The organism is Saccharomonospora sp. CUA-673 (assembly GCF_001942305.1).
Lineage (GTDB): Bacteria > Actinomycetota > Actinomycetes > Mycobacteriales > Pseudonocardiaceae > Prauserella.
Genome location: NZ_MKKE01000023.1, coordinates 1 through 19,570 on the forward strand (window position 1 = coordinate 1; position 19,570 = coordinate 19,570).

General features: G+C 71.8%; 15 protein-coding genes and 2 pseudogenes. 5 read left to right on the forward strand and 12 right to left on the reverse strand.

The window, feature by feature from the left end; all coding sequences use genetic code 11:
• Nucleotides 1–617: 617 nt before the first annotated feature.
• Nucleotides 618–1,667 carry a quinone-dependent dihydroorotate dehydrogenase gene (locus tag BJF85_RS12575; protein WP_075847601.1) on the forward strand — a complete coding sequence of 350 codons (1,050 nt, stop codon included), beginning with the start codon at nt 618–620 and terminating at the stop codon, nt 1,665–1,667.
• Here BJF85_RS12575 and BJF85_RS12580 read toward each other — a convergent pair.
• The 7 genes and pseudogenes from BJF85_RS12580 to rimO all read right to left on the reverse strand — a co-directional run bounded on the left by BJF85_RS12580 (nt 1,618) and on the right by rimO (nt 8,445).
• Nucleotides 1,618–2,919: a hypothetical protein gene (locus tag BJF85_RS12580; protein ID WP_075847603.1), complete on the reverse strand. Its 1,302-nt coding sequence runs from the start codon at nt 2,917–2,919 to the stop codon at nt 1,618–1,620. The genes BJF85_RS12575 and BJF85_RS12580 overlap by 50 nt on opposite strands.
• Before the next feature lie 249 nt (nt 2,920–3,168).
• Entirely contained in the window at nt 3,169–4,155 is a 987-nt protein-coding gene (locus BJF85_RS12585) for a hypothetical protein (RefSeq protein ID WP_075847666.1), read from the reverse strand.
• Nucleotides 4,156–4,201: 46 nt separating this feature from the next.
• On the reverse strand, nt 4,202–5,089 hold the full coding sequence (locus tag BJF85_RS12590; RefSeq protein WP_075847605.1) for a PspA/IM30 family protein: 888 nt from the start codon (nt 5,087–5,089) through the stop codon (nt 4,202–4,204).
• A gap of 213 nt (nt 5,090–5,302) precedes the next feature.
• Complete coding sequence (locus BJF85_RS12595) at nt 5,303–5,761, reverse strand: helix-turn-helix domain-containing protein (protein ID WP_075847607.1); 459 nt, start codon at nt 5,759–5,761, stop codon at nt 5,303–5,305.
• A gap of 99 nt (nt 5,762–5,860) precedes the next feature.
• Entirely contained in the window at nt 5,861–6,346 is a 486-nt protein-coding gene (locus BJF85_RS12600; RefSeq protein ID WP_075847668.1) for a CinA family protein, read from the reverse strand.
• A gap of 13 nt (nt 6,347–6,359) precedes the next feature.
• Complete coding sequence (gene pgsA, locus BJF85_RS12605) at nt 6,360–7,001, reverse strand: CDP-diacylglycerol--glycerol-3-phosphate 3-phosphatidyltransferase (protein ID WP_075847609.1); 642 nt, start codon at nt 6,999–7,001, stop codon at nt 6,360–6,362.
• Nucleotides 6,998–8,445, reverse strand: a pseudogene (gene rimO, locus BJF85_RS12610) (30S ribosomal protein S12 methylthiotransferase RimO). The gene pgsA and the pseudogene rimO overlap by 4 nt, the downstream one beginning before the upstream one ends.
• 64 nt (nt 8,446–8,509) lie before the next feature.
• Between rimO and BJF85_RS12615 the strand changes: the two are divergent.
• The gene (locus tag BJF85_RS12615; protein WP_075847611.1) at nt 8,510–9,007 is read left to right on the forward strand and encodes an amino-acid N-acetyltransferase; all 498 of its coding nucleotides are present in this window, start codon (nt 8,510–8,512) and stop codon (nt 9,005–9,007) included.
• Nucleotides 9,008–9,036: 29 nt separating this feature from the next.
• Here BJF85_RS12615 and BJF85_RS12620 read toward each other — a convergent pair.
• Nucleotides 9,037–11,477, reverse strand: a pseudogene (locus tag BJF85_RS12620) (DNA translocase FtsK 4TM domain-containing protein).
• Nucleotides 11,478–11,912: 435 nt separating this feature from the next.
• Here BJF85_RS12620 and BJF85_RS12630 point away from each other — a divergent pair.
• Nucleotides 11,913–12,656, forward strand: coding sequence for a 1-acyl-sn-glycerol-3-phosphate acyltransferase (locus BJF85_RS12630; RefSeq protein ID WP_083666331.1), 744 nt, complete (start codon nt 11,913–11,915; stop codon nt 12,654–12,656).
• Here the strand turns inward: BJF85_RS12630 and BJF85_RS12635 are convergent.
• On the reverse strand, nt 12,637–13,137 hold the full coding sequence (locus tag BJF85_RS12635) for an Lrp/AsnC family transcriptional regulator (RefSeq protein WP_075847616.1): 501 nt from the start codon (nt 13,135–13,137) through the stop codon (nt 12,637–12,639). The genes BJF85_RS12630 and BJF85_RS12635 overlap by 20 nt on opposite strands.
• 148 nt (nt 13,138–13,285) lie before the next feature.
• Here BJF85_RS12635 and BJF85_RS12640 point away from each other — a divergent pair, with 148 nt between their 5' ends.
• On the forward strand, nt 13,286–14,296 hold the full coding sequence (locus BJF85_RS12640) for a DMT family transporter (protein WP_075847617.1): 1,011 nt from the start codon (nt 13,286–13,288) through the stop codon (nt 14,294–14,296).
• Nucleotides 14,297–14,530: 234 nt separating this feature from the next.
• Nucleotides 14,531–15,013: a class I SAM-dependent methyltransferase gene (locus BJF85_RS12645; RefSeq protein WP_255375591.1), complete on the forward strand. Its 483-nt coding sequence runs from the start codon at nt 14,531–14,533 to the stop codon at nt 15,011–15,013.
• Between the two features lie 66 nt (nt 15,014–15,079).
• Here the strand turns inward: BJF85_RS12645 and BJF85_RS12650 are convergent, their stop codons facing one another.
• The 3 genes from BJF85_RS12650 to dapA form a co-directional block, all read right to left on the reverse strand.
• Nucleotides 15,080–16,591: a CehA/McbA family metallohydrolase gene (locus BJF85_RS12650; RefSeq protein WP_083666317.1), complete on the reverse strand. Its 1,512-nt coding sequence runs from the start codon at nt 16,589–16,591 to the stop codon at nt 15,080–15,082.
• 158 nt (nt 16,592–16,749) lie between these two features.
• The gene (locus BJF85_RS12655; RefSeq protein WP_075847618.1) at nt 16,750–18,447 is read right to left on the reverse strand and encodes a ribonuclease J; all 1,698 of its coding nucleotides are present in this window, start codon (nt 18,445–18,447) and stop codon (nt 16,750–16,752) included.
• The gene (gene dapA, locus BJF85_RS12660) at nt 18,444–19,469 is read right to left on the reverse strand and encodes a 4-hydroxy-tetrahydrodipicolinate synthase (protein ID WP_075847620.1); all 1,026 of its coding nucleotides are present in this window, start codon (nt 19,467–19,469) and stop codon (nt 18,444–18,446) included. The genes BJF85_RS12655 and dapA overlap by 4 nt, the downstream gene beginning before the upstream one ends.
• Nucleotides 19,470–19,570: the final 101 nt, after the last annotated feature.

Here is a 19,570-nt window from a genome sequence, read left to right on the forward strand (position 1 = left end):
ACTGTCAAGTCAACGGGCGCAACCCAAAACAAAACCAGCAGCCAAGAAACAATCCCTTGCGCCCTGACTGCAGTGTGATAAACGAAACCGAGGTCGACGGGATGACACTTCGGACCAGCGGCAACGCCGCCCCACCATCCCGGAGACCTGCCCGCCGGCGAGGCACCGAAACCCCCACGGCACAGACCGCACCCGACACCCAGTCCCCAACACGCCGACACAGAACGCCAACACGGCGACGTGAGTTGCTGACACGGCGACGTGAGGTGCTGACACGGCACCCCACCCGCACCGCCACCCGCACCCCACCCGACCGCGCCCCCCCCGCACCCCCGCGCGCCGAAAACTCCGTTGCTCCGCTTCCCGGCACGGGCCTACGGTCGGTGGTACACGAGAAAGGAGGTGGTCCGACGGTGTACAGCTATAGGACTCGTGAGGTGGCTGTCCGCTAGGACGGCATGCGGACCACCGTGTGCTGCCTGGCGAATACCAGGCAGTCACCGGCCCTCGATGTTCCTGTGGGCGGGTCCACCACGGGCCCCGGCGGCTGACGACGTCGGGGAGTCGCATCGGGGGCTTACCCCACCCGGCGCGGGCGCGTAGGGCACCATCAACGGGTGTTTTTCGACAGTCTCGTCCGCCCCGCGCTGTACCGCCTGCACGGCGACGACGCCGAGCGGGTCCACGAACGTGCCCTGCAGGCGTTGTCGGTGCTCGGTTCGGCGCCGCAGACGGTCCGGCAGGCGCTGCGGCGGGTCAATGCCGCCGACGATGCCGTGACGGTGTTCGGTGTGCGGTTCCCGGGCCGAGTGGGCCTGGCGGCCGGCATGGACAAGGACGGGCGGGCGTTGCGTGCCTGGCCGGCGTTGGGTTTCGGTTTCGTCGAGGTCGGCACGGTCACGCGGCACGCGCAGCCGGGTAATCCGCGTCCGCGGCTGTTCGCACTGCCCGCGAGCGACGCCGTCATCAACCGGATGGGCTTCAACAACGGCGGTGCGGACGCGCTGGCCGCGCGCCTGGGGCGCGACGGTCGTCCCGACGTGCCGTTGGGTGTCAGCATCGGCAAGTCGAAGGTCACCCCGATCGACGACGCCGTCGCCGATTACCGCACGTCGCTGCAGGCGTTGCACCCGTTCGCCGACTACGTCGCGATCAACGTCAGCTCGCCCAACACGCCCGGGCTGCGGGCCCTCCAGGACCGCGATTCGCTTGCCGAGATCCTCGCCGCGTTGCGCGACACCGCACCGCGCACGCCGCTGCTGGTGAAGGTCGCCCCCGATCTCACCGACGACGCTCTGGGCGAGCTGTTGCAGGTGTGCACCGACCACGGCGTCGCCGGCATCATCGCCACGAACACGACGCTGCGCCGGGACGGGTTGGCGTCCGCCGACACGCCCGTCGCCGCCGAGCAGGGCGGGTTGTCCGGCCGGCCGTTGACGCGCCGTGCGCTCGACGTGGTCCGCTTCGTGCACACGCAGACCTCGGGAGAGCTGCCGATCATCGGCGTGGGGGGCATCGGCGGCCCCGCCGATGCCGAGGCCATGCTCGACGCCGGCGCCGCGCTGGTGCAGGTCTACACCGCGTTCGCCCTGCACGGACCGGCGCTCGTGCGGCGCATCAACCGCACGCTTGCCGCGGAGCGGGCACGCTGGCCGTCCGCCTACTGACCCGGCCGCCGGCCCGGTGGTCGCGGCCTCGGGTGCTGGAGCGCCGCGTGCTCAGATAGCGCAGGTAGGCCCGCCAACAGCCGTAGTCGGTGATGTCGGTGGCGTCGCCGGCGGCGACCGGGTCGCACAGCAGTCCGGTCGCCGTACGCCCCTCGGCCAGGTCGATCCCGCCGAGCGTCATCGGTTCGGGCAGCCCCGCCAGGAAGCGACCCAGTCCGGCCTCGGAGACGATCCACCGCTCCCCCGTCACCGTCCCGCCGCCGTCCGCGGTGCGCAGCACCCCGGGCTGCGGCGGTTCGCCCGGCAGGACGACCATCCGGTACCGCCCCTCGGTCTCGGCGAATCCGGCGAACCGGCCGCCGATCGCCGTCAACCGGTCGTTGAGCGGCTGGCCACGCAGGTACGCGCCGAACACCACGAGTTCGACGCCGGTGTCGGGGAACGGATCCTCGGCCTGCACCCCGGTCAGCTGCGCCACGACGTCCAGGGCCACCTGGTCGTCGAACGCCCGCGTCAGCACGGCCAGTTCCGCGCCGCTGCGGTCGGTCACGGCGGCGGCCGCCAGGTCCAGACCACCCAGCACGGTCGTCGGTGTGGGCAGCGCACCGGCCAGCGGAACGACGACGGCGTCCAGTTCCTCGAACGGCACCGCCCCACGTTTCTTCCACCGGCGCAGGCCGGCCGCCAGGTCGATCGTCGACACGTCGGCGCCCACGGCGCGCAGCGTGTCCACGGTCGCCGCGAACGCCGGGCGCAGCTCCGGGTCGATGTCGGGGACCGCGATGCGCGGGTGGTCGCCCGCCCCGAAACGCACGGCCGGCGGCCACGTCCGGCTCGGGCCGTGCGCGCTCGGACCCGTGACCGCCGCGGCCACCCGCTGGGCCACGGCCACGTCGGCCGCCAGCACGTGCGAGGCGGCCTTTCCCGGCAGCAGGCCGGTGGTCGGCCGGAACGCGACGAGCCCGCCGCTGCGGCGCGGCCAGCGCGGCGTCAGCACCGCGTCGAGCACCCCGAGGTCGGGATCGCCGGCCAGTTCGGCGGCGCCCGTCGCATCGACATGTCCCAGGACGACGGCACCGGCCTGGACCAGTCGCTGCCCGTGCTCGCCCGCCTCCGCGGCCGCGACGATCGTGCCGGCCAGCGGCAGGTTCTCGCCGTTCTGCCCGCGCTGGTCGACGATCTTCGCCTCGACCAGCACGTCCTCCCGGCCGCGGAGCGTGAGCCAACTCGGACCTCGCCGCCCGCGCGTCATTCCCTCGTATGCGGCGACGGTTCGTTGATAAGCGCTGATCGGAGGGACGACAAAGGATTCCGTTTCCATCGGGAATGGATGCACGCCGCTGCCCTTTCGCCCGTGACAGTGCCAATTCCGAGCGTCGGATACCCACCGCCGCCACCGGCGAATCGGGTTGTCCGCACGCCCATGCTGTTCACGAGAATCCCGCGCACGCGTTTCCGACAACGGCGTCGGCGCGTTAACCCGCCATTTCCGCCGGTTACGCTAGGACAGTTCGCGCAGCGCGGCGGCGAGGCCGGCGAGCCGGTCGGTGGCGTCGGTGAGGGCGTCCTTGGCGGGCGTCAGGCCGTCGTTGCTGGCCGCCAGTGCCCGGCCGGCGGCCGCGACGAGCGCGCCGTAACTCTCGACGCCCTCGTCGAGCTGGCCGCGCAAGGTCGTCACGGCCGATTCGAGGCCGCCGCGTTCCCGCGCGGGCGCGGCATCGCGGGCCCGTTCGATCGACTCGAGCCGCGCGGCCAGTCCGCGCAGCGCGGCCGAGGCGTCGATCCCGGCCGTGCGGGCGTCCTCGACGTCGAAGCCGGACGGCGCGCCGTTCTGCGGCCGGGCCAGCTGGTCGAGCAGGTCGGTCATGGTGCGCTCGTTGCGCGCCAACTTCTCCATCGGCTCACGGGCGGCCGATCCGTTGGGCGGCAGGATCGATGCCGGGGCGCGTTTCGCCGGCTCGACGCGCTTGAGGCGGCGCCGTTTCGCCCCGGACGACACCGCCAACGCGCCGAACACGACGGTGCCGAACGAGCCGCTCAGCGCACCCTCGATGCCTTCGTACGGGCCGGCGAGGCCGAAGTAGCCGCCGAGTGCCCACAGCACGCAGCACAGCGTGAGGACCGTCCACAGCGTGAGCATGCGCCGGTTCCACTCGACCCGCCGGTGATGCTTGGCCTCGGGCGAGTTCCACCGGACGATTTTGTCGCGCACGTCGTGCACGACGGTCAGATCGAGCTTCGACAGCGGCGACTGCGCGCTCCCGGCAGAGCCGGAAGCGCCCGATTCCGAGGACCCCGAAGCCCCCGCATCCGAGGTCCCGGTCGAGGACGTGTCGGCGCCTCCGGCGGACTGGTCACCGCCGGAGGGCCGCCGGTACTTCTGCACCGTCCGCTGGGCCTTCTCGGCATAGTCGGGCAGACGTTCGATGTGCTTCTCGAGCTTGGCCGTCAGCTCGGAGAAATCCCGCCTGCCCGATTTGCCCGTCATGACCACACCTCTCCCGGGAGAGTCGTGAACCCTGCGGCTCGGAGCCTCACGCCTGGTTCTTCTGCTGTTCGGCCTGGACGCGCTTCTGGATCTCGCCCTGGATCTCGGACGTGGCCGACGACGAGGACGACGACGAGGCAGCCGTCGGGGTCTGGGTGGTCCCGGCCGACGCGGCCGACTCGGCGCCGTCGGTGACCTGGGCGGCCGAGGAACCGCTGTTCATCGACGCGCGGATCTGCTCGAGACGGCTGTGCCCGGCGAGCTGCGTGGTGGAGTGCTGCACCTCGAGCATGCGGCCCTGCACCGAGTTCTGGGCGAGCTCGGCCGAACCGACGGCGGTGGTGTAGCGCTTCTCGATCTTGTCGCGCACGTCCTCGAGGGACGGCGTGTTGTCGGGCGCGGCCAGCTGGGTCATCTGGTTCAGCGACGCCGACACCTGCTCCTGCATCTTCGCCTGCTCCAGCTGCGAGAGCAGCTTGGTGCGCTCGGCCAGCTTCTGCTGCAGCATGCTGGCGTTGCGCTCGACGGCCTGCTTGGCCTGGTCGGCGGCCTGGAGAGCCTGGTCGTGGAGGGTCTTGAGGTCCTCGATGCTCTGCTCGGCGGTCACCAACTGGGCGGCGAAGCCCTCGGCGGCGGTCTCGTACTCCTGGGCCTTGGCCTCGTCGCCCTTGGCGCGCGCCTCCTCGGCGAGCACGAGAGCCTGGCGCGTGGACGACTGCAGCTTCTCGACCTCGCCGAGCTGGCGGTTGAGCTTCATCTCCAGCTGACGCTGGTTGCCGATCACCGACGCCGCCTGCTGCGACAACGCCTGGTGGTTACGCTGCGCCTCCTCGATGGCCTGCTGGATCTGCACCTTCGGGTCGGCGTTCTCGTCGACCTTCGCCGAAAACGCCGCCATCAGGTACTTCCACGCCTTCACGAAAGGGTTGGCCATCTCTCCGCCTGCCTTCTCCACGTCCCACGGGCTTACTGGTCCGGTGCTGTCCCCGTTCGCCGGTCACCTGGCAACGTGCGACCCCCGGTATCGGGTTCCATCGTGTCAGGTCGGCGACGGTCCTTCCACAAGACCCCGGAGGATTTCAGGGATTCCCCCGACCTACCCCGGACGACACCGCGTATCCGGTCCCGTATGCAGCGTCACGCCCGTTCAGGCGACGAGGACGGCCTTCGCGTCCGCCTGGGGGATCGTGGTCCGCAGCACCGGCGACAGCGAGAACTCGCCCATGTCGTTGCCGACGATGGTGCCGGCGATGAGCGAACCGCCCTCGAAACCCTCGGCGCCGGCCGGACGGTCGGCGGACGCCTCGGCGATGGGCCTGCCGTCGGGCGCGGCGGCGCCGGCGCCGTCGGTCGGCACGGTCTCGACGACGTCGAGGGCGGCCACGTCCGCGGCGACGCTGATCAGCAGGTCGGACAGCGGCAGGTCGAGGGCCTCGCAGATGGACGCGAGCAGCTCGCTCGAGGCCTCCTTCTGGCCGCGCTCGACCTCCGAGAGGTAGCCGAGGCTGACCCTCGCGGCGCGCGAGATGTCCCTCAGGGTCCGTTGCCTCGTGGTGCGGGCATGCCGGAGCCGGTCACCGATCGCTTCACGCAGCAGCACGGTCATCACGCGCCTCCCTTCGACTAGCGCCCACGGTACCGACCGCGACCGACACCGCACAGTGATTCGTGCGGCCCGTCCGCCATCGGCGAACACCTGCCGAGCTCAACGCTCGGGCCGGCCCAGTTGTTCCGCGAGCAGTTCGAGCACACCGACCACGGCGCCCTTGCGCACCGCATCCCGGTCGCCCGAGATCTCCAGCGTACGCGGCCACGCCCCCGTGGGCCCGCACACCGCGACGTGGACCGTGCCCGGGTCGACACCGTCCTGCGGGGCCGGCCCGGCGACCCCGGTGAGCCCGAGCCCCCAGTCGGCCTCGCACCGGCCGCGCGCCCCGTCGGCCAGCTGGACCGCCACCTCGGGGTGCACGGCGCCGTGGGCGGCCAGCAGCTCCTCGGACACGCCGGCCAGCCGGTGTTTCAGCTCGGTCGCGTAGACCACGAGCCCGCCGCGCAGCACCGCGCTCGACCCGGGCACCTCGGCCAGCGTCGCGCACACCAGGCCCGCCGTCAGCGACTCCGCGGTGGCCACCGTCTGCCCGGCACCGGTGAGCCGATCCACCAGCCACCGCGGCAGGTCCGCGTCGGTCACGAGCGCCGCCCCCTCAAGACACGGCGTGCCGGGCAGCGAGCCGGAGCCGCACCGCACGCACGAGGTAGTCCAGGCCGGTCGCCACGGTCAGCGCCACGGCCACCCACAGCACGCCCCAGCTGATGACGTCGAGCACACCGGGCAGCGGCAACAGCAGCATGAAGATCGCGACGACCTGGGCCAGGGTCTTCGCCTTGCCGCCGCGGCTCGCCGGGATCACGCCGTACCGGATCACCCAGAACCGCAGGAGCGTGACGCCGAGTTCGCGGGCGGCGATCACGATCGTCACCCACCACGGCAGCTCGCCGAGGATGCTCAGTCCGACGAGCGCCGCGCCGATGAGCGCCTTGTCGGCGATCGGGTCGGCGATCTTGCCGAAGTCGGTGATCAGGTCGTACCTGCGCGCGACCCACCCGTCGACGTTGTCGGTGAGCGCGGCGAGCAGGAACAGACCGGCGGCCACGTAGCGCCACACGCCCTCGGCGCCGTCGTCGGTGCCTGCCACGAACAGCGCGACCACGAACAGCGGCACCAACACCAACCGCAGAATGGTCAGCAGGTTCGCCACGTTCCACGTCGACGGGGCGGCAGGGGTGGCCGGCACGGCCGGGTTGCCCGGATCGCCCGCGGCCGCGTCACCGCTGCCGGCGGTCATGGCGCCGCGTCCGCACCGACGGGGCGCACCACGAGATCCACGCCCGCGCTGTCGACGACCTCGCAGCGCACGAGCTCACCCACCTTGACGCTGCCCGCGTCCAGCACGACGCATTCGCCGTCGACCTCGGGGGCCTGGTGCGCCGCCCGGCCGGTGACCTCGATGTCGTCGGCGGGGTCGGTGCCGGGCGCCTGTTCGACGAGCACGTCGACGACGGTCCCGATGCGGTCCTCGGCCCGCTGGGCGGTCAGCTCCTCCACCAGCGCGGAGATCCGGGCGACGCGTTCGGTGACGACGTCGGCCTCGAGCTTGCCGTCGTAGCCCTCGGCCTCGGTGCCGTCCTCGTCGGAGTAGCCGAACACGCCCACCGCGTCGAGCCGCGCACCCGTGAGGAACCGTTCGAGCTCGGCCAGGTCCTCCTCGGTCTCGCCGGGGAAGCCGACGATGACGTTCGTGCGGATCCCGGCTCGGGCGCCTGCTCGCGAATCTGGTCGACCAACGCCAGGAACGAGTCGGTCGATCCGAAGCGGCGCATGCGGCGCAGCACCGCCTCGCTCGAGTGCTGGAAGGACAGGTCGAAGTAGTCGGCCACACCCGGCGTCGTCGCGATGGCCGTGACCAGGTCGGGGCGGGTCTCGGCGGGCTGCAGGTACGACACGCGCACCCGCTCGATGCCGTCGATACCGGCCAACCGCGGCAGCAGCGCCTCCAGCGCGCGCGTACCGCCCACCTCGCGGCCCAGGTCCTTGCCGTAGGACGTCGAGTTCTCGCTGACCAGGAACAACTCCCGCACACCCTGCGTCGCCAGCCACTCCGCCTCGGCCACGACCTCGTCGGGGTGGCGGGAGACGAACGAACCGCGGAACGACGGGATGGCGCAGAACGAACAGCGCCGATCGCACCCGGACGCGATCTTCAACGCCGCCACGGGCGCGTCGTCGAGCCGCGACCGCAGCACCCGCGGGCCCCAGCCCGCGTGGCCCGGCACCTCGACGTCGGAGGCGGCCGCGGGCCGTTCGACCGGGCTGATCGGCAGCAGCTTGCGCCGGTCCGACGGTGTGTGCGAGTCGACCGTGCGGCCGGCGGCGATGTCGTCGAGCCGCTCGGCGAGGTGGGGATAGTGGTCGAAGCCCAGCACCGCGTCGGCCTCGGGCAGGTTCTCCGCGAGCTCCTTGCCGTAGCGCTCGGCCATGCAGCCGACGGCCACGACCTTCGCCCCGGTGTCCGAGGCGGCCAGGAGCGTGTCCACCGAGTCCTTCTTCGCCGACTCGACGAAACCGCACGTGTTGACGACCACCACGTCGCTCTCGCCAGGCTCGCCCCCCAGCTCCCAGCCACCGGCGGCGAGCCGGCCCGCGAGTTCCTCGGAATCGACCTCGTTGCGGGAGCAGCCAAGCGTCAGCAGGGAGACCCTGCGCGCGGGAGCGGAATCAGCGGAAGACATCCCGACAAGAGTAACGACCAGGCCATCGCGGCGTCGTCGCAACCCGCCAGCTAGCGTTTGCACGGTGGAGTCACCGATCATTCGCCGCGCGCGTATCGCCGATGTCCGAGCGATCAAACGTCTCGTCGACGCCGACTCCGGCAGGGTGCTCCTCGAGAAGGAGCTCGTCACACTCTACGAGGCCGTGCAGGAGTTCTGGGTCGCCGAACGCGACGGCGACGTCATCGGCTGCGGCGCGCTGCACGTGCTCTGGGAGGACCTCGCCGAGATCCGCACCGTGACGGTCGACCGCTCCGCCCGCGGCCAGGGAATCGGCCACGCGCTCGTGTCCGCGCTGATCGACCTCGCCCGTAGCCTCGGCCTGCCGCGTCTGTTCGTGTTGACGTTCGAGACCGAGTTCTTCGGCCGCCGCGGATTCCGCGTGATCGACGCCCCGCCCGTCGACCCCGAGGTCTACGAGGAGATGCGCCGCTCCCCCGACACCGGCGTCGCCGAGTTCCTCGACCTGCCGTTCGTCAAGCCCAACACCCTCGGCAACACCCGCATGCTCCTCGAGCTCTGACTCCCGAGGGCCCGTCGGGAGCACCGGGCTCAGGGGGTGGGGGCGTCGTCCTCGTCGTCGGCGGTCGGGGGGTCCTCGCCGCGGATGAAGGCGAGGGTGGCCGGCAGGTCGTCGGGTTTGACGAGCACGTCGCGGGCCTTCGATCCCTCCGACGGGCCCACGACGCCGCGGCTTTCGAGCATGTCCATCAGCCGGCCCGCCTTCGCGAAGCCGACCCGCAGCTTGCGCTGCAGCATCGACGTCGAGCCGAACTGCGAGGTCACGATCAGCTCGGCGGCCTGCAGCAGCACGTCGAGGTCGTCGCCGATGTCCTCGTCGATCTGCTTCTTCTCGTCGGCCTTGGCCTGGGTGACGCCGTCGGTGTAGTCGGGTTCGGCCTGCTGCTTGGTGAAGTCGACGATCGCCTGGATCTCGTCGTCACCGATGAACGAGCCCTGGATGCGGATCGTCTTGCCCGCGCCCATCGGCAGGTACAGCCCGTCGCCCATGCCGATCAGCTTCTCGGCGCCCGGCTGGTCCAGGATGACCCGCGAGTCGGTGAGCGAGGACGTCGCGAACGCCAGCCGCGACGGCACGTTCGTCTTGATCAGGCCGGTCACGACGTCGACCGAGGGCCGCTGGGTCGCCAGCACGAGGTGGATGCCGGCGGCACGCGCCTTCTGCGTGATGCGCACGATCGCGTCCTCGACGTCGCGCGGCGCGGTCATCATCAGGTCGGCCAGCTCGTCGACGATCGCGAGGATGTACGGGTACGGCCGGTACTCCCGCTCGCTGCCCGGCGGCGCGGTGATGTCGCCGTTGCGGACCTTGGTGTTGAAGTCGTCGATGTGCCGCACCCGGTTGGCCTGCATGTCCTGGTACCGCTGCTCCATCTCCTCCACGAGCCAGGCCAGCGCGGCGGCGGCCTTCTTCGGCTGGGTGATGATGGGCGTGATCAGGTGCGGAATGCCCTCGTACGGCGTCAGCTCGACCATCTTCGGGTCGATCAGGATCATCCGGCACTCGTCCGGGGTGGCACGGGCCAGCAGCGACACGAGCATCGAGTTGACGAAGCTCGACTTACCGGAACCGGTGGACCCGGCAACGAGCAGGTGCGGCATCTTCGTCAGGTTCGCCGTGACGAAGTCGCCCTCGATGTCCTTGCCGAGGCCGATCACCATCGGATGCGTGTCCTTGGCCGCCTTCGCCGAGCGCAGCACATCCCCGAGGCGGACCATCTCGCGGTCGGAGTTGGGCACCTCGATGCCGACCGCCGACTTGCCGGGGATCGGCGCCAGCAGCCGCACGTTGTCGGTGGCGACCGCGTAGGCGATGTTCTTGGTCAGCGCGGTGATCTTCTCGACCTTCACGCCGGGGCCGAGCTCGACCTCGTAGCGAGTCACCGTCGGTCCGCGCACGAATCCGGTGACCTGGGCGTCGATGTTGAACTGCTCCAGCACGCCGGTGATCGACTCGATCATCGCGTCGTTGGCCTTGCTGCGCGCCTTCGGCGGATCGCCGAGCGTCAGCAGCTCCGGCGACGGCAACTGATAGTCGCCCTCGACGGCGCGGGTGATCGACAGTGCCGGTTCCGCGCGCGTCTCGCGTCCGCGTCGGCGTTCTGGGCGGCCTTCGCCGCCTTCGCGGTCGCCTTGCTCGCCGCCGACTTGCCGGCACCGGCGGTACCGGCAGCCGCTGCCGACGCCGTCTCGGCCTCGGGTTCGAGCATGTCGTCGAGCGTCGACTCGACCCCGGGCTCGCCGGCCGTCGACTGTCGGCGCCGGGACGGCTTGCGCAGCCGCACCGCTGCCGGATCACCCTCGACCTCGGCACCGCCGCCGCGCGCGCCCCGGCGCCCGCGCGGACTGTGGTAGTCCGCCTCGTCGTAGTCGAACTGCCCGGACTCGTCGTAGTCGAAGTCCCCGCGCTCGTCGGGGTCGGTGCCCCATTCGCTGAGCCGACGGGGGATGTCGCGGACCGGGGTGCCGGTGAACACGAGCACCCCGAAGGTCAGCGCGAGCACGAGCAGCGGCGTCGCCACCCACACGGTCACGCCGCGGGCCAGCAGGTCGCCGGAGAACCACCCGAGCCAGCCGCCGGCGTACATCTGCCCGTCGTGCGTCTGTGGACGGGCGTTGATCAGGTGCAGCAGTCCCAGCACGGACAGGGTCATCAGCAGCGTGCCGATGACGCGCCGGGGGCGGGTGTCGGGGTTCTGCTCGGAGCGCATGAGCGCCACGGCCACGACGACCAGCGCCAGCGGCACGGCCACCGAGCCGGCACCGAACACGCTGCGCATGCCGATGGCGACGACGTCGCCCACGGGGCCGGCGCCGGCCCACAGCACGCCGACGGCGGTGATCAGGGCGAGCGCGATCAGTCCGAGGGCCAGGCCGTCCCTGCGGTGTTCGGGTTCGAGTTCCCGGGTGCGGCCGACCGTCCTGGCGAGCCCGCCGACGCCCTTGGCCGCGAGGTTCCAGCCCGCGCGCAGGGCCGAGCCGCCGCCCTTCGATCCCCCGCGCCGCGCGGAGCCGGTCTTCACCGGCTTGCGGGCGGGCGTCCGGGACGAGGACGCGGCGCGCGTACGCGACGAGGAGGCGCGTCGCGACGCGCTCGAGCCGGGTCCGGACTTACCGGACCCTGCTTTCGCGGACCCCGCCTTGCCGGACTTGGCCGTCCCGCTCTTGCCGGACCCGCTGCGTCCCTTCGTCACCGACCCACTTGCCATGTGTTCACGGTAACCGGCTGACCACCCGTGTCCCAGCCGCCACACGCGCATACACCCGTACCAACCTCATGTCACAGCTGTCGCCGACCGGTCGACGGGGCTCATTCGTCCGCGTGACATCCTGCTCGCATGGCGGGCGAGACCACGGACAGTAATGACACGGCGGCCGTCGGGGGGACTCCGGCGATCTGGCGGGCCATGCTCGCGTTCGATCACAACCTCGTGCGACTCGCGGGTCGACTCAGGGTGACCGGTTCCGTGCCCCGCGAGCTGCGGGGTCGTCCGATGCTCATCGCGGCCAACCACATCGGCAATTTCGACCCGTTCGTCCTGATGGCGGCGTGCCGTTCGATCGGACTCGCACCGCGGTTCATGCTCGCCGGGGGCCTGCTGGACACCCCGGTGCTGGGCCCCGCGCTCAAGGCCAGCGGCCATCTGCGGGTGGACCGGGGTTCGGCGTCGGCGGTGCAGCAGTTCACCACGGCCGTGGAGGAACTGCGGTCGACGCGCGCGCCGATCATCGTCTACCCGGAGGGTCAGATCAGCCGCGATCCCGGTCTGTGGCCGGAGCGGGGCAAGACCGGGCTGGCGCGGCTGGCGTTGGGGTCGGGAGTTCCCGTGGTGCCGATCAGCCAGTGGGGTGCGCACGAGGCGGTGTACTGGGGCACGAAGACGGTGAGCGGGCTGGGTGACGTGGTGCCGTTGGCACGGTCGGGACTCACCTCTCCCCTGCGCAGGCCGACGTTCCGGGTGCATTTCGGCGAGCCGGTCGAGCTGGACGAGTTCGACGCGGGCACCCCGGGACATGCGGTGCGGGCCCACGCGAAGATCATGCGCACGATCACCGAGGGGCTCGTGCCGTTGCGCCGCGACGAACCGGACGTGCCGCGTTTCCACGACCCGACCCGCCCGACGGACGCGGTCAGCCCCTGGCGCCCGTGACCTCTCCCGGTCGTCGGGTGGGCACGGCCGATCCGGTGCGCACCGGGTCGAGCACGAACAGGGTCGTGTACCGCTTGACGTTGGGGTCCTCCTGGAACAGTCGCTTGGCGACGTCGTTCTTGTGCCGCATGCCGACGCAGGCGAGGACGACGACGTAGTCGTAGTCGCCGGAGACCTCGTAGGCCTGCTGCACCTCGGGGGCCTCGAGCAGCCGGGCGCGGTAGCGACGGCCCTCCTCCGGGGTGTCGTCCTCGATGGTCACCAGGCACACGGCGAGGATCACCTCGGGCACGTGCCGCGGGTCGAGCACGGCGACGTTGTGACTGAGCAGCCCCGCCGAGCGGTACCGCTGGACGCGCCGCAGCACGGCACTCGGCGAGAGGCCGACGTCGTCGCCGAGGTCGCGCAGGGTGCGCGACGCGTCGCGTTGCAGCAGGTCCAGCAGCACGTGGTCGAGGTCGTCGAGCGCGAGATCGGTCACGCAACGATATTGCGTGAGCGTGGCAAAACTTTCAATCGCGCACACGGGCCCGGCGGCTAACGTCTGAGTCCGGCCCTTCCGGTGGCCCCGCTCAGCGCCGAGCTCTCCCTGATTCCCCCGCTGCCCCGATCCCGAGGATTCCTGCCCCATGACCACGACGCGGCCCGAGCGGCCCACCGGCGGCGGACCGGCCCGGCCGGCCGGCCCCGCCCCCACGTTCCGTCCGCACTACCCGCGTGGCGTGTTGCTGCTGCTGGTCGCGTCGGTGTGCTTCGGCAGCTCCGGGGTGATCGGCAAACCGGCGATGACGGCGGGCATGGCTCCCGAGCAGGTGGCGGCGGCGCGCATCGGCATCGCGGCGGTGGTGCTGCTGGTGTGCGTCGCTCTGGTGCGACCGGAGCTGCTGCGGGTCCGCGCGGGCCAGTGGCGGCTGCTCGTCGGCTACGGCCTGCTCGGCGTGGCGGGCGTGCAGGTGCTGTACTTCGTTGCCGCGTCGCGGATTCCGGTCGGCGTGGCGATCCTGCTCGAATTCACCTCGCCGGTGCTGGTGGCGCTGTGGGTGCGGTTCGTCCGGCGGGTGCGACTGCCGTGGCCGATGTGGCTGGGCATCGCACTGGCGTTGACGGGCCTGGCGATGGTCGCGCAGGTCGGCACCGGACTGTCGCTGGACGCGATCGGCCTGCTGGCCGGCGCGGGCGCGGCGGTGTGCTCGGCGGCGTACTTCCTGCTGGGCGAACGCGGTGTGGCCGATCACCATCCGCTGGGGATGGTCACGTGGGGCATGACGATCGGCGCGGTGGCGATGTTCGTGGTGGCACCGCCCTGGACGTGGCCGGCCGACGTCGTGACGGCACCGGCGGAGCTGGGGCCGTGGCAGCCGCCGGTGTGGGTGCTGCTGGTGGCCGTCGCGGTGCTGTCGACGGTGCTGGCGTATGCGACGGGCACGGCGTCGTTGCGGCATCTGCCGGTCGCGGCGGCGAGCGTGCTGGCGTTGGTGGAACCGCTGATCGCGACCGGTGCGGCCTGGTTGCTGCTCGGCGAGGCGTTGACGAGCTGGCAGGTGCTCGGCGCCATGGTCCTGCTGGGCGGCGCGTTGCTGGTGCAGCTGACGTCGCCGAAGAAGCAGCCGATCGGCGAACCGTTGCCCGTGCGTGATTAGGCCGGTCGCGGGACCGGACTCGCAGGTGTCGGCTATGCCCGGTTGCCGGGCATCCCGCGGTGCGGTTCAGTCAATGTTCGTCCCGCGCACAGCGGGCGTCGTTGCGCCGTTCGCCTCCACACGAAGAGATGGGGCCATGCCCAGTACCGAGCGTGCCTTGTTCCTCCGCGAGTTCCTGCGTAGTCCCCTGCGGACGCGTCGGCGATCCCGAGTTCCCCGAGTTTGGCCGAGCGAATGCTCACGGCACTGCCCGAGGGCGGCGATCCGGTGGTGGTCGAGCTGGGCCCGGGCACGGGCGCGTTCACGGAGCCGATCCAGCGCAGGCTCGACGGCCGGGGCCGGCACATCGCGATCGAGCTGAACCCGACGATGTCCGAGCACCTGGCGCGGCGCTGCCCGAACGTCGAGGTCGTGACCGACGTGGCCGACAACCTGCCGGCCGTCCTCGCCGACCGCGGCCTGTCCGGTGCGGATTATGTCGTCAGCGGCCTGCCCTGGTCGGCGTTCACGGGGTCGCTGATCGACACGATCGCCGGGGCCATGTCCCCGGCCGGCATCTACACCCAGTTCACCTACACCTGGACGCGGTGGGCGCCGCCGGCCAAGCGGCAGCTGCACGAGCTGCGCGAGGCGTTCGACGACGTGGCGATCACCCCCACGGTGTGGCGCAACCTGCCGCCGGCGTTCGTCTACGTCTCCCGGCTCGCCCCCGCCTGACCGCCGCCCCGGCCACCCACACCGCAGCCACCCGGACCGCAACCACCCGGACCGCAGCGCCGCCGGTCAGTGCGGTTCGGTGAGCCAGATCGGGTTGCTCAGCGAGACCATGCGGGCCCAGGCGCGGGCCCGGACCTCGACGCGCAGGAACCGCGCGGCGCGACCCCGGCCACGCCAGGTGAGGGTGCCCGTGCCGTCGCCGGACGTGTGGGCCTTGCCGCCGGGGCCGAGGGCGCTGTGCACGACGAGCGTCGACTCCGGCGCACCGGTCACCGTCGCCGTCAGCGTCACCTCGGCGCCGCGCGCGACGGGCAGCTCCCCGCCGATGCCGGCGCTCGCCGCGCCGCTGGTGGCTGTGACCTCCAGCGTCACGTCCGAGGACTCGGCGAGGTAGGCCCGGCCGGCGCGCATCGCGTCCACGAGCGCCGGCACGGACAGCTCGGCGGCCTCGACCACCGTCTGCGGCCGGCCGATGGGCTGTTCGGGGCGGTGCGAGTCGCTGTTGCCGAGCGCCGTGATCCGCCTGCCCGTGAGCAGCGTGGTGTGCCACAGCCCGACCGCGGCCTCGTCGAACGCGTTCCACGGGCCGTTCCACACCTCCATGGCGTCGAGGTGCGCCGTGCCGAACTCCCACGCCGTGCCGGGCACGGGGATCGTGGGGTGCGCCGCGGCCACCAGACCGCCCGCCTCGCGCACGGCGGCGGCGAACCCGGCGAACGCTCCCCGGTCCACAGGGCCGTAGCGCCAGTCGACCCACATCTCGTACGGGATCCCCAGCGCCAGCCAGTGTCCGTGCCGCGTCGTCACCTCCTCGCCGGCCAGGACGAGGAGGTCGTCGCCGGTGTGGCGGCCCCAGATGTGGTTGGCGGAGCTGGTGTTGTGCTCGGTCGAGGCGAAGAAGTCCACACGGGACTCCCGGGCCGCGACGACGACCTCCTCGGGTCGCCGCGTGCCGTCCGAGTGCACCGAGTGGACGTGCAGATCGCCGCGGTACCAGCCGTGGCCGGTGCCGTCGATCCGCACCGGCGCCGGTTCGGGCACGAACGACGGGCCGGGCTCGGCGTACTCGACGGTGACCGTGAGCTCCCACCGCATGCCGAGCGGGTTGAGCACCACCGGGCCGAGGGCGACCGCCCACGTGCCGGGTTCGAGCGCGCCCGCGAGGTAGCCGGGGGTCGCGTCGGTGGCGCTGACGGTGAACTCGCGGCGCGCACCGCCCGACCAGCCCCGGAAGCCGTCGGCGGTGCCGACGTCCCACCCGTCGGCGTCGAACAGGCCGAGGTCGAGGACCTGCGATGTGATGCCGGGCGCCGCGAACTCCGCGTACCAGGCCGTCACCGAGATCCGCCGCGCTCCGGGGCCCACGTCGAACGGCACGTACTCCCAGCGGTGGATGCCCACCGGCGAGCGCCCGCTGAACGTCTCCACCGTCTCCGACGATCCGTCCGCGCCCGCGGACGTGCGGGTGCGCGCGTTGGCGACGTGCGCGGGCGCCAGCGCGGCGAGGCCCGCGGCCGCGAGCAGCGACCCGGTCCGCAACAGGCCGCGCCGTGATCCACCCAGCGAGTCCAGCGACATGCCGCTGAGTCTTGCCCACCCGGCAGAGCGCGGGATGAACACGCGGTGAAGCCTGCCCGGCCGAACCGGGAGGAATCCGGCACCGCCGGGCTGGCACTACCCCCGGCGCGGAACGGGTTCCGGCAGACGGGCCAGACGACGTGGAAGGCTCGGCCGGTTCAGACGGGGATGACGGTCGGCACGATCATCGGCCGGCGCCGGTAGGTCTCGGCGACCCACCGGCCGACGGCGCGCCGCACGACCTGCGCGATGCGGTGCGTGTCGGTGATGCCCTCGGCCTCGGTGCGCGACAGTTCCATCTCCACGAGCGAGGCCGCGGCGTCGAGCGCCTTGGGGTCGTCGGAGAACCCGCGGCCGGACACGGTCGGCTGGCCCACGGCTCGTCCGGTCGCCGAGTCGACGACCACGGTGATCGCGATGAAGCCGCCCTCGCCGAGGATCAACCGGTCGGACAGCGTCGACTCACCGACGTCGCCCACCGACAACCCGTCGACGTAGACCTCGCCGATCTCGATCCGCCCGGTCGCCCGCGCCTGGCCGTCGACGAGGTCGACGACGACACCGTTCTCGGCGAGCACCACGTTCTCCGGCGCGACGCCGGTGCGGATCGCGAGCTCGCCGTTGGCCCGCAGGTGGCGCCACTCGCCGTGCACGGGCATGACGTTGCTCGGCCGGATCGCGTTGTACAGGAACAGCAGCTCACCCGCGGAGGCGTGCCCGGACACGTGCACCTTCGCGTTGCTCTGGTGCACCACCTCGGCACCGAGGCGCACGAGGCCGTTGATGACGCCGAACACCGCGTTCTCGTTGCCGGGGATCAGCGAACTGGCCAGCACCACGGTGTCGCCCGCGCGGATCGAGATCTGCCGGTGGTCGCCGCGCGCCATCCGCGACAGCGCCGACAGCGGCTCGCCCTGCGACCCGGTCGAGACGAACAGCACCTTGCTCTCGGGCAGGTTCACCGCCTCGTTGAGGTCGATGAGCAACCCCTCGGGCACGTTCAGCAGCCCCAGCTCGGCGGCGATGTTCATGTTGCGCACCATCGACCGGCCGACCAGGGCGATCCGCCTGCCGTGCTTGACGGCCGCGTCGAGCACCTGCTGCACGCGGTGCACGTGGCTGGCGAAGCACGCGACGATGACGCGCTGGTTGACCTTGCCGATGACGTCGTCGAGGACCGGACCGATCTCCCGTTCCGGGGTGACGAATCCGGGCACCTCGGCGTTGGTCGAGTCGACGCACAGCAGGTCGACGCCGTCGTCGCCGAGGCGGGCGAACCCGGCCAGGTCCGTGAGCCTGCCGTCGAGGGGCAGCTGGTCGAGCTTGATGTCGCCGGTGTGCAGCACGACGCCCGCGGGCGTGCGGATCGCGACGGCGAGCGCGTCCGGAATCGAGTGGTTGACCGCGAAGAACTCGAGATCGAACGCGCCGACCTCACGCCGCTCCCCTTCGGAGACTTCCACCAGCACGGGCTTCTGCTTGTGCTCGCGGCACTTCGCGGCCAGCAGCGCCAGGGTGAACGTCGAGCCGTACACCGGCAGGTCCGGGCGCAGCCGCAGCAGGAACGGCACGGCACCGATGTGGTCCTCGTGGCCGTGGGTCAGCACCAGACCGTCGATGTCGTCGAGGCGGTCCTCGATGGCCCGGAAGTCCGGCAGGATCAGGTCGACGCCGGGGTGCGGATCCTCGGGGAACAGCACGCCGCAGTCGACGATCAGCAGCCGGCCGCCGAACTCGAAGACGGTCATGTTGCGGCCGACCTCGCTGATGCCGCCGAGCGCGACGGTGCGCAGCGCGCCGTCCGGCAGTGCGGGTGGTGCGGAGGTCGGCCCCGGGCCGACCGAGAGTTCACTCACTGATGCAGTGTCCCAACGCTGGTGTGGGTGGTGGGCGTGACGTAGGCGGCGGCCTCGTCCGCACGCGCGACACGAGAGCCGGCCCAGTCCTCCGCTCGGTAGTCGTCGAGCGGCACGCCGGCCTGGGTCAGGTCCGCGGCGATCGCCTCGACCTGCTCCTCGGTGGCCGGCACGAGCGGCAGTCGGGGACCGCCGACGTCGTAGCCACGCAGGCGCAGGGCGGTCTTGGAGAACACGACACCGCCGACGCGGGAGAATGCACGATACACCGCGAGCATGCCGCGGTGGTTGGTCCGCGCCGTCGACGTGTCGCCGTCCTCGTAGGCCTCGATCATCGCACGGATCCGCCCGGCCACGACGTGGCCGATGACGCTGACGACGCCGGTCGCGCCGACCGACAGCCACGGCAGGTTCAGCGCGTCGTCGCCGGAGTAGTAGGCCAGGTGGGTGTTGGCGATGACCTCGCTGCCGGCCAGCAGGTCGCCCTTGGCGTCCTTGACGGCCACGATCCGCGGGTGCTCGGCGAGCCGGCGCAGCGTGTCGACCTCGATGGGCACGATCGACCGCGGCGGGATGTCGTAGAGCATCACGGGCAGCTCGGTGGAGTCGGCGACGGCCGTGAAGTGCGCCTGCACGCCCGCCTGGGCGGGCCGCGAGTAGTACGGCGTGACGACGAGCAGGCCGTGCGCCCCGGCCTTCGCGGCCTGCTGGGCGAGCTCGACGCTGTGCCGCGTGTCGTAGGTGCCCGCGCCGGCGACGACGGCCGCCCGGTCGCCGACCGCCTCGGACACCGCACGCACGAGGCGCGCCTTCTCCTCGTCGGTCGTCGTCGGGCTCTCGCCGGTCGTGCCGTTCACGACGAGGCCGTCGTTGCCGAGATCCACCAGGTGCTCGGCGATCTCCTGCGCCTTGTCGACGTCGAGCCGCCCCTCGGCGTCGAACGGGGTGATCATGGCGGTCAGCACGCGGCCGAACGGGCGGCCCGGTGCCGCCGTGGGCGCGGTAGGCAGTGCGGTCGACATGCCGCTGACGGTACCTCGTGCGGACGCGCCGCAGCGCGCGGACCACGTCCGCGAGCACCCCTCGCCCACCGATCCCGCTGTGCCGGAGGATCACCTGCCGG

What these genes read in the sequence shown, in the direction of transcription:
- BJF85_RS12580 (WP_075847603.1), bottom strand. Translation starts at nt 2,919, where the DNA reads ATGACGCGCGGGCGGCGAGGTCCGAGTTGGCTCACGCTCCGCGGCCGG.
- BJF85_RS12585 (WP_075847666.1), bottom strand. Translation starts at nt 4,155, where the DNA reads ATGACGGGCAAATCGGGCAGGCGGGATTTCTCCGAGCTGACGGCCAAG.
- BJF85_RS12590 (WP_075847605.1), bottom strand. Translation starts at nt 5,089, where the DNA reads ATGGCCAACCCTTTCGTGAAGGCGTGGAAGTACCTGATGGCGGCGTTT.
- BJF85_RS12595 (WP_075847607.1), bottom strand. Translation starts at nt 5,761, where the DNA reads ATGACCGTGCTGCTGCGTGAAGCGATCGGTGACCGGCTCCGGCATGCC.
- pgsA (WP_075847609.1), bottom strand. Translation starts at nt 7,001, where the DNA reads ATGACCGCCGGCAGCGGTGACGCGGCCGCGGGCGATCCGGGCAACCCG.
- BJF85_RS12630 (WP_083666331.1), top strand. Translation starts at nt 11,913, where the DNA reads ATGCTCGCGTTCGATCACAACCTCGTGCGACTCGCGGGTCGACTCAGG.
- BJF85_RS12640 (WP_075847617.1), top strand. Translation starts at nt 13,286, where the DNA reads ATGACCACGACGCGGCCCGAGCGGCCCACCGGCGGCGGACCGGCCCGG.
- BJF85_RS12645 (WP_255375591.1), top strand. Translation starts at nt 14,531, where the DNA reads ATGCTCACGGCACTGCCCGAGGGCGGCGATCCGGTGGTGGTCGAGCTG.
- BJF85_RS12650 (WP_083666317.1), bottom strand. Translation starts at nt 16,591, where the DNA reads ATGTCGCTGGACTCGCTGGGTGGATCACGGCGCGGCCTGTTGCGGACC.
- dapA (WP_075847620.1), bottom strand. Translation starts at nt 19,469, where the DNA reads ATGTCGACCGCACTGCCTACCGCGCCCACGGCGGCACCGGGCCGCCCG.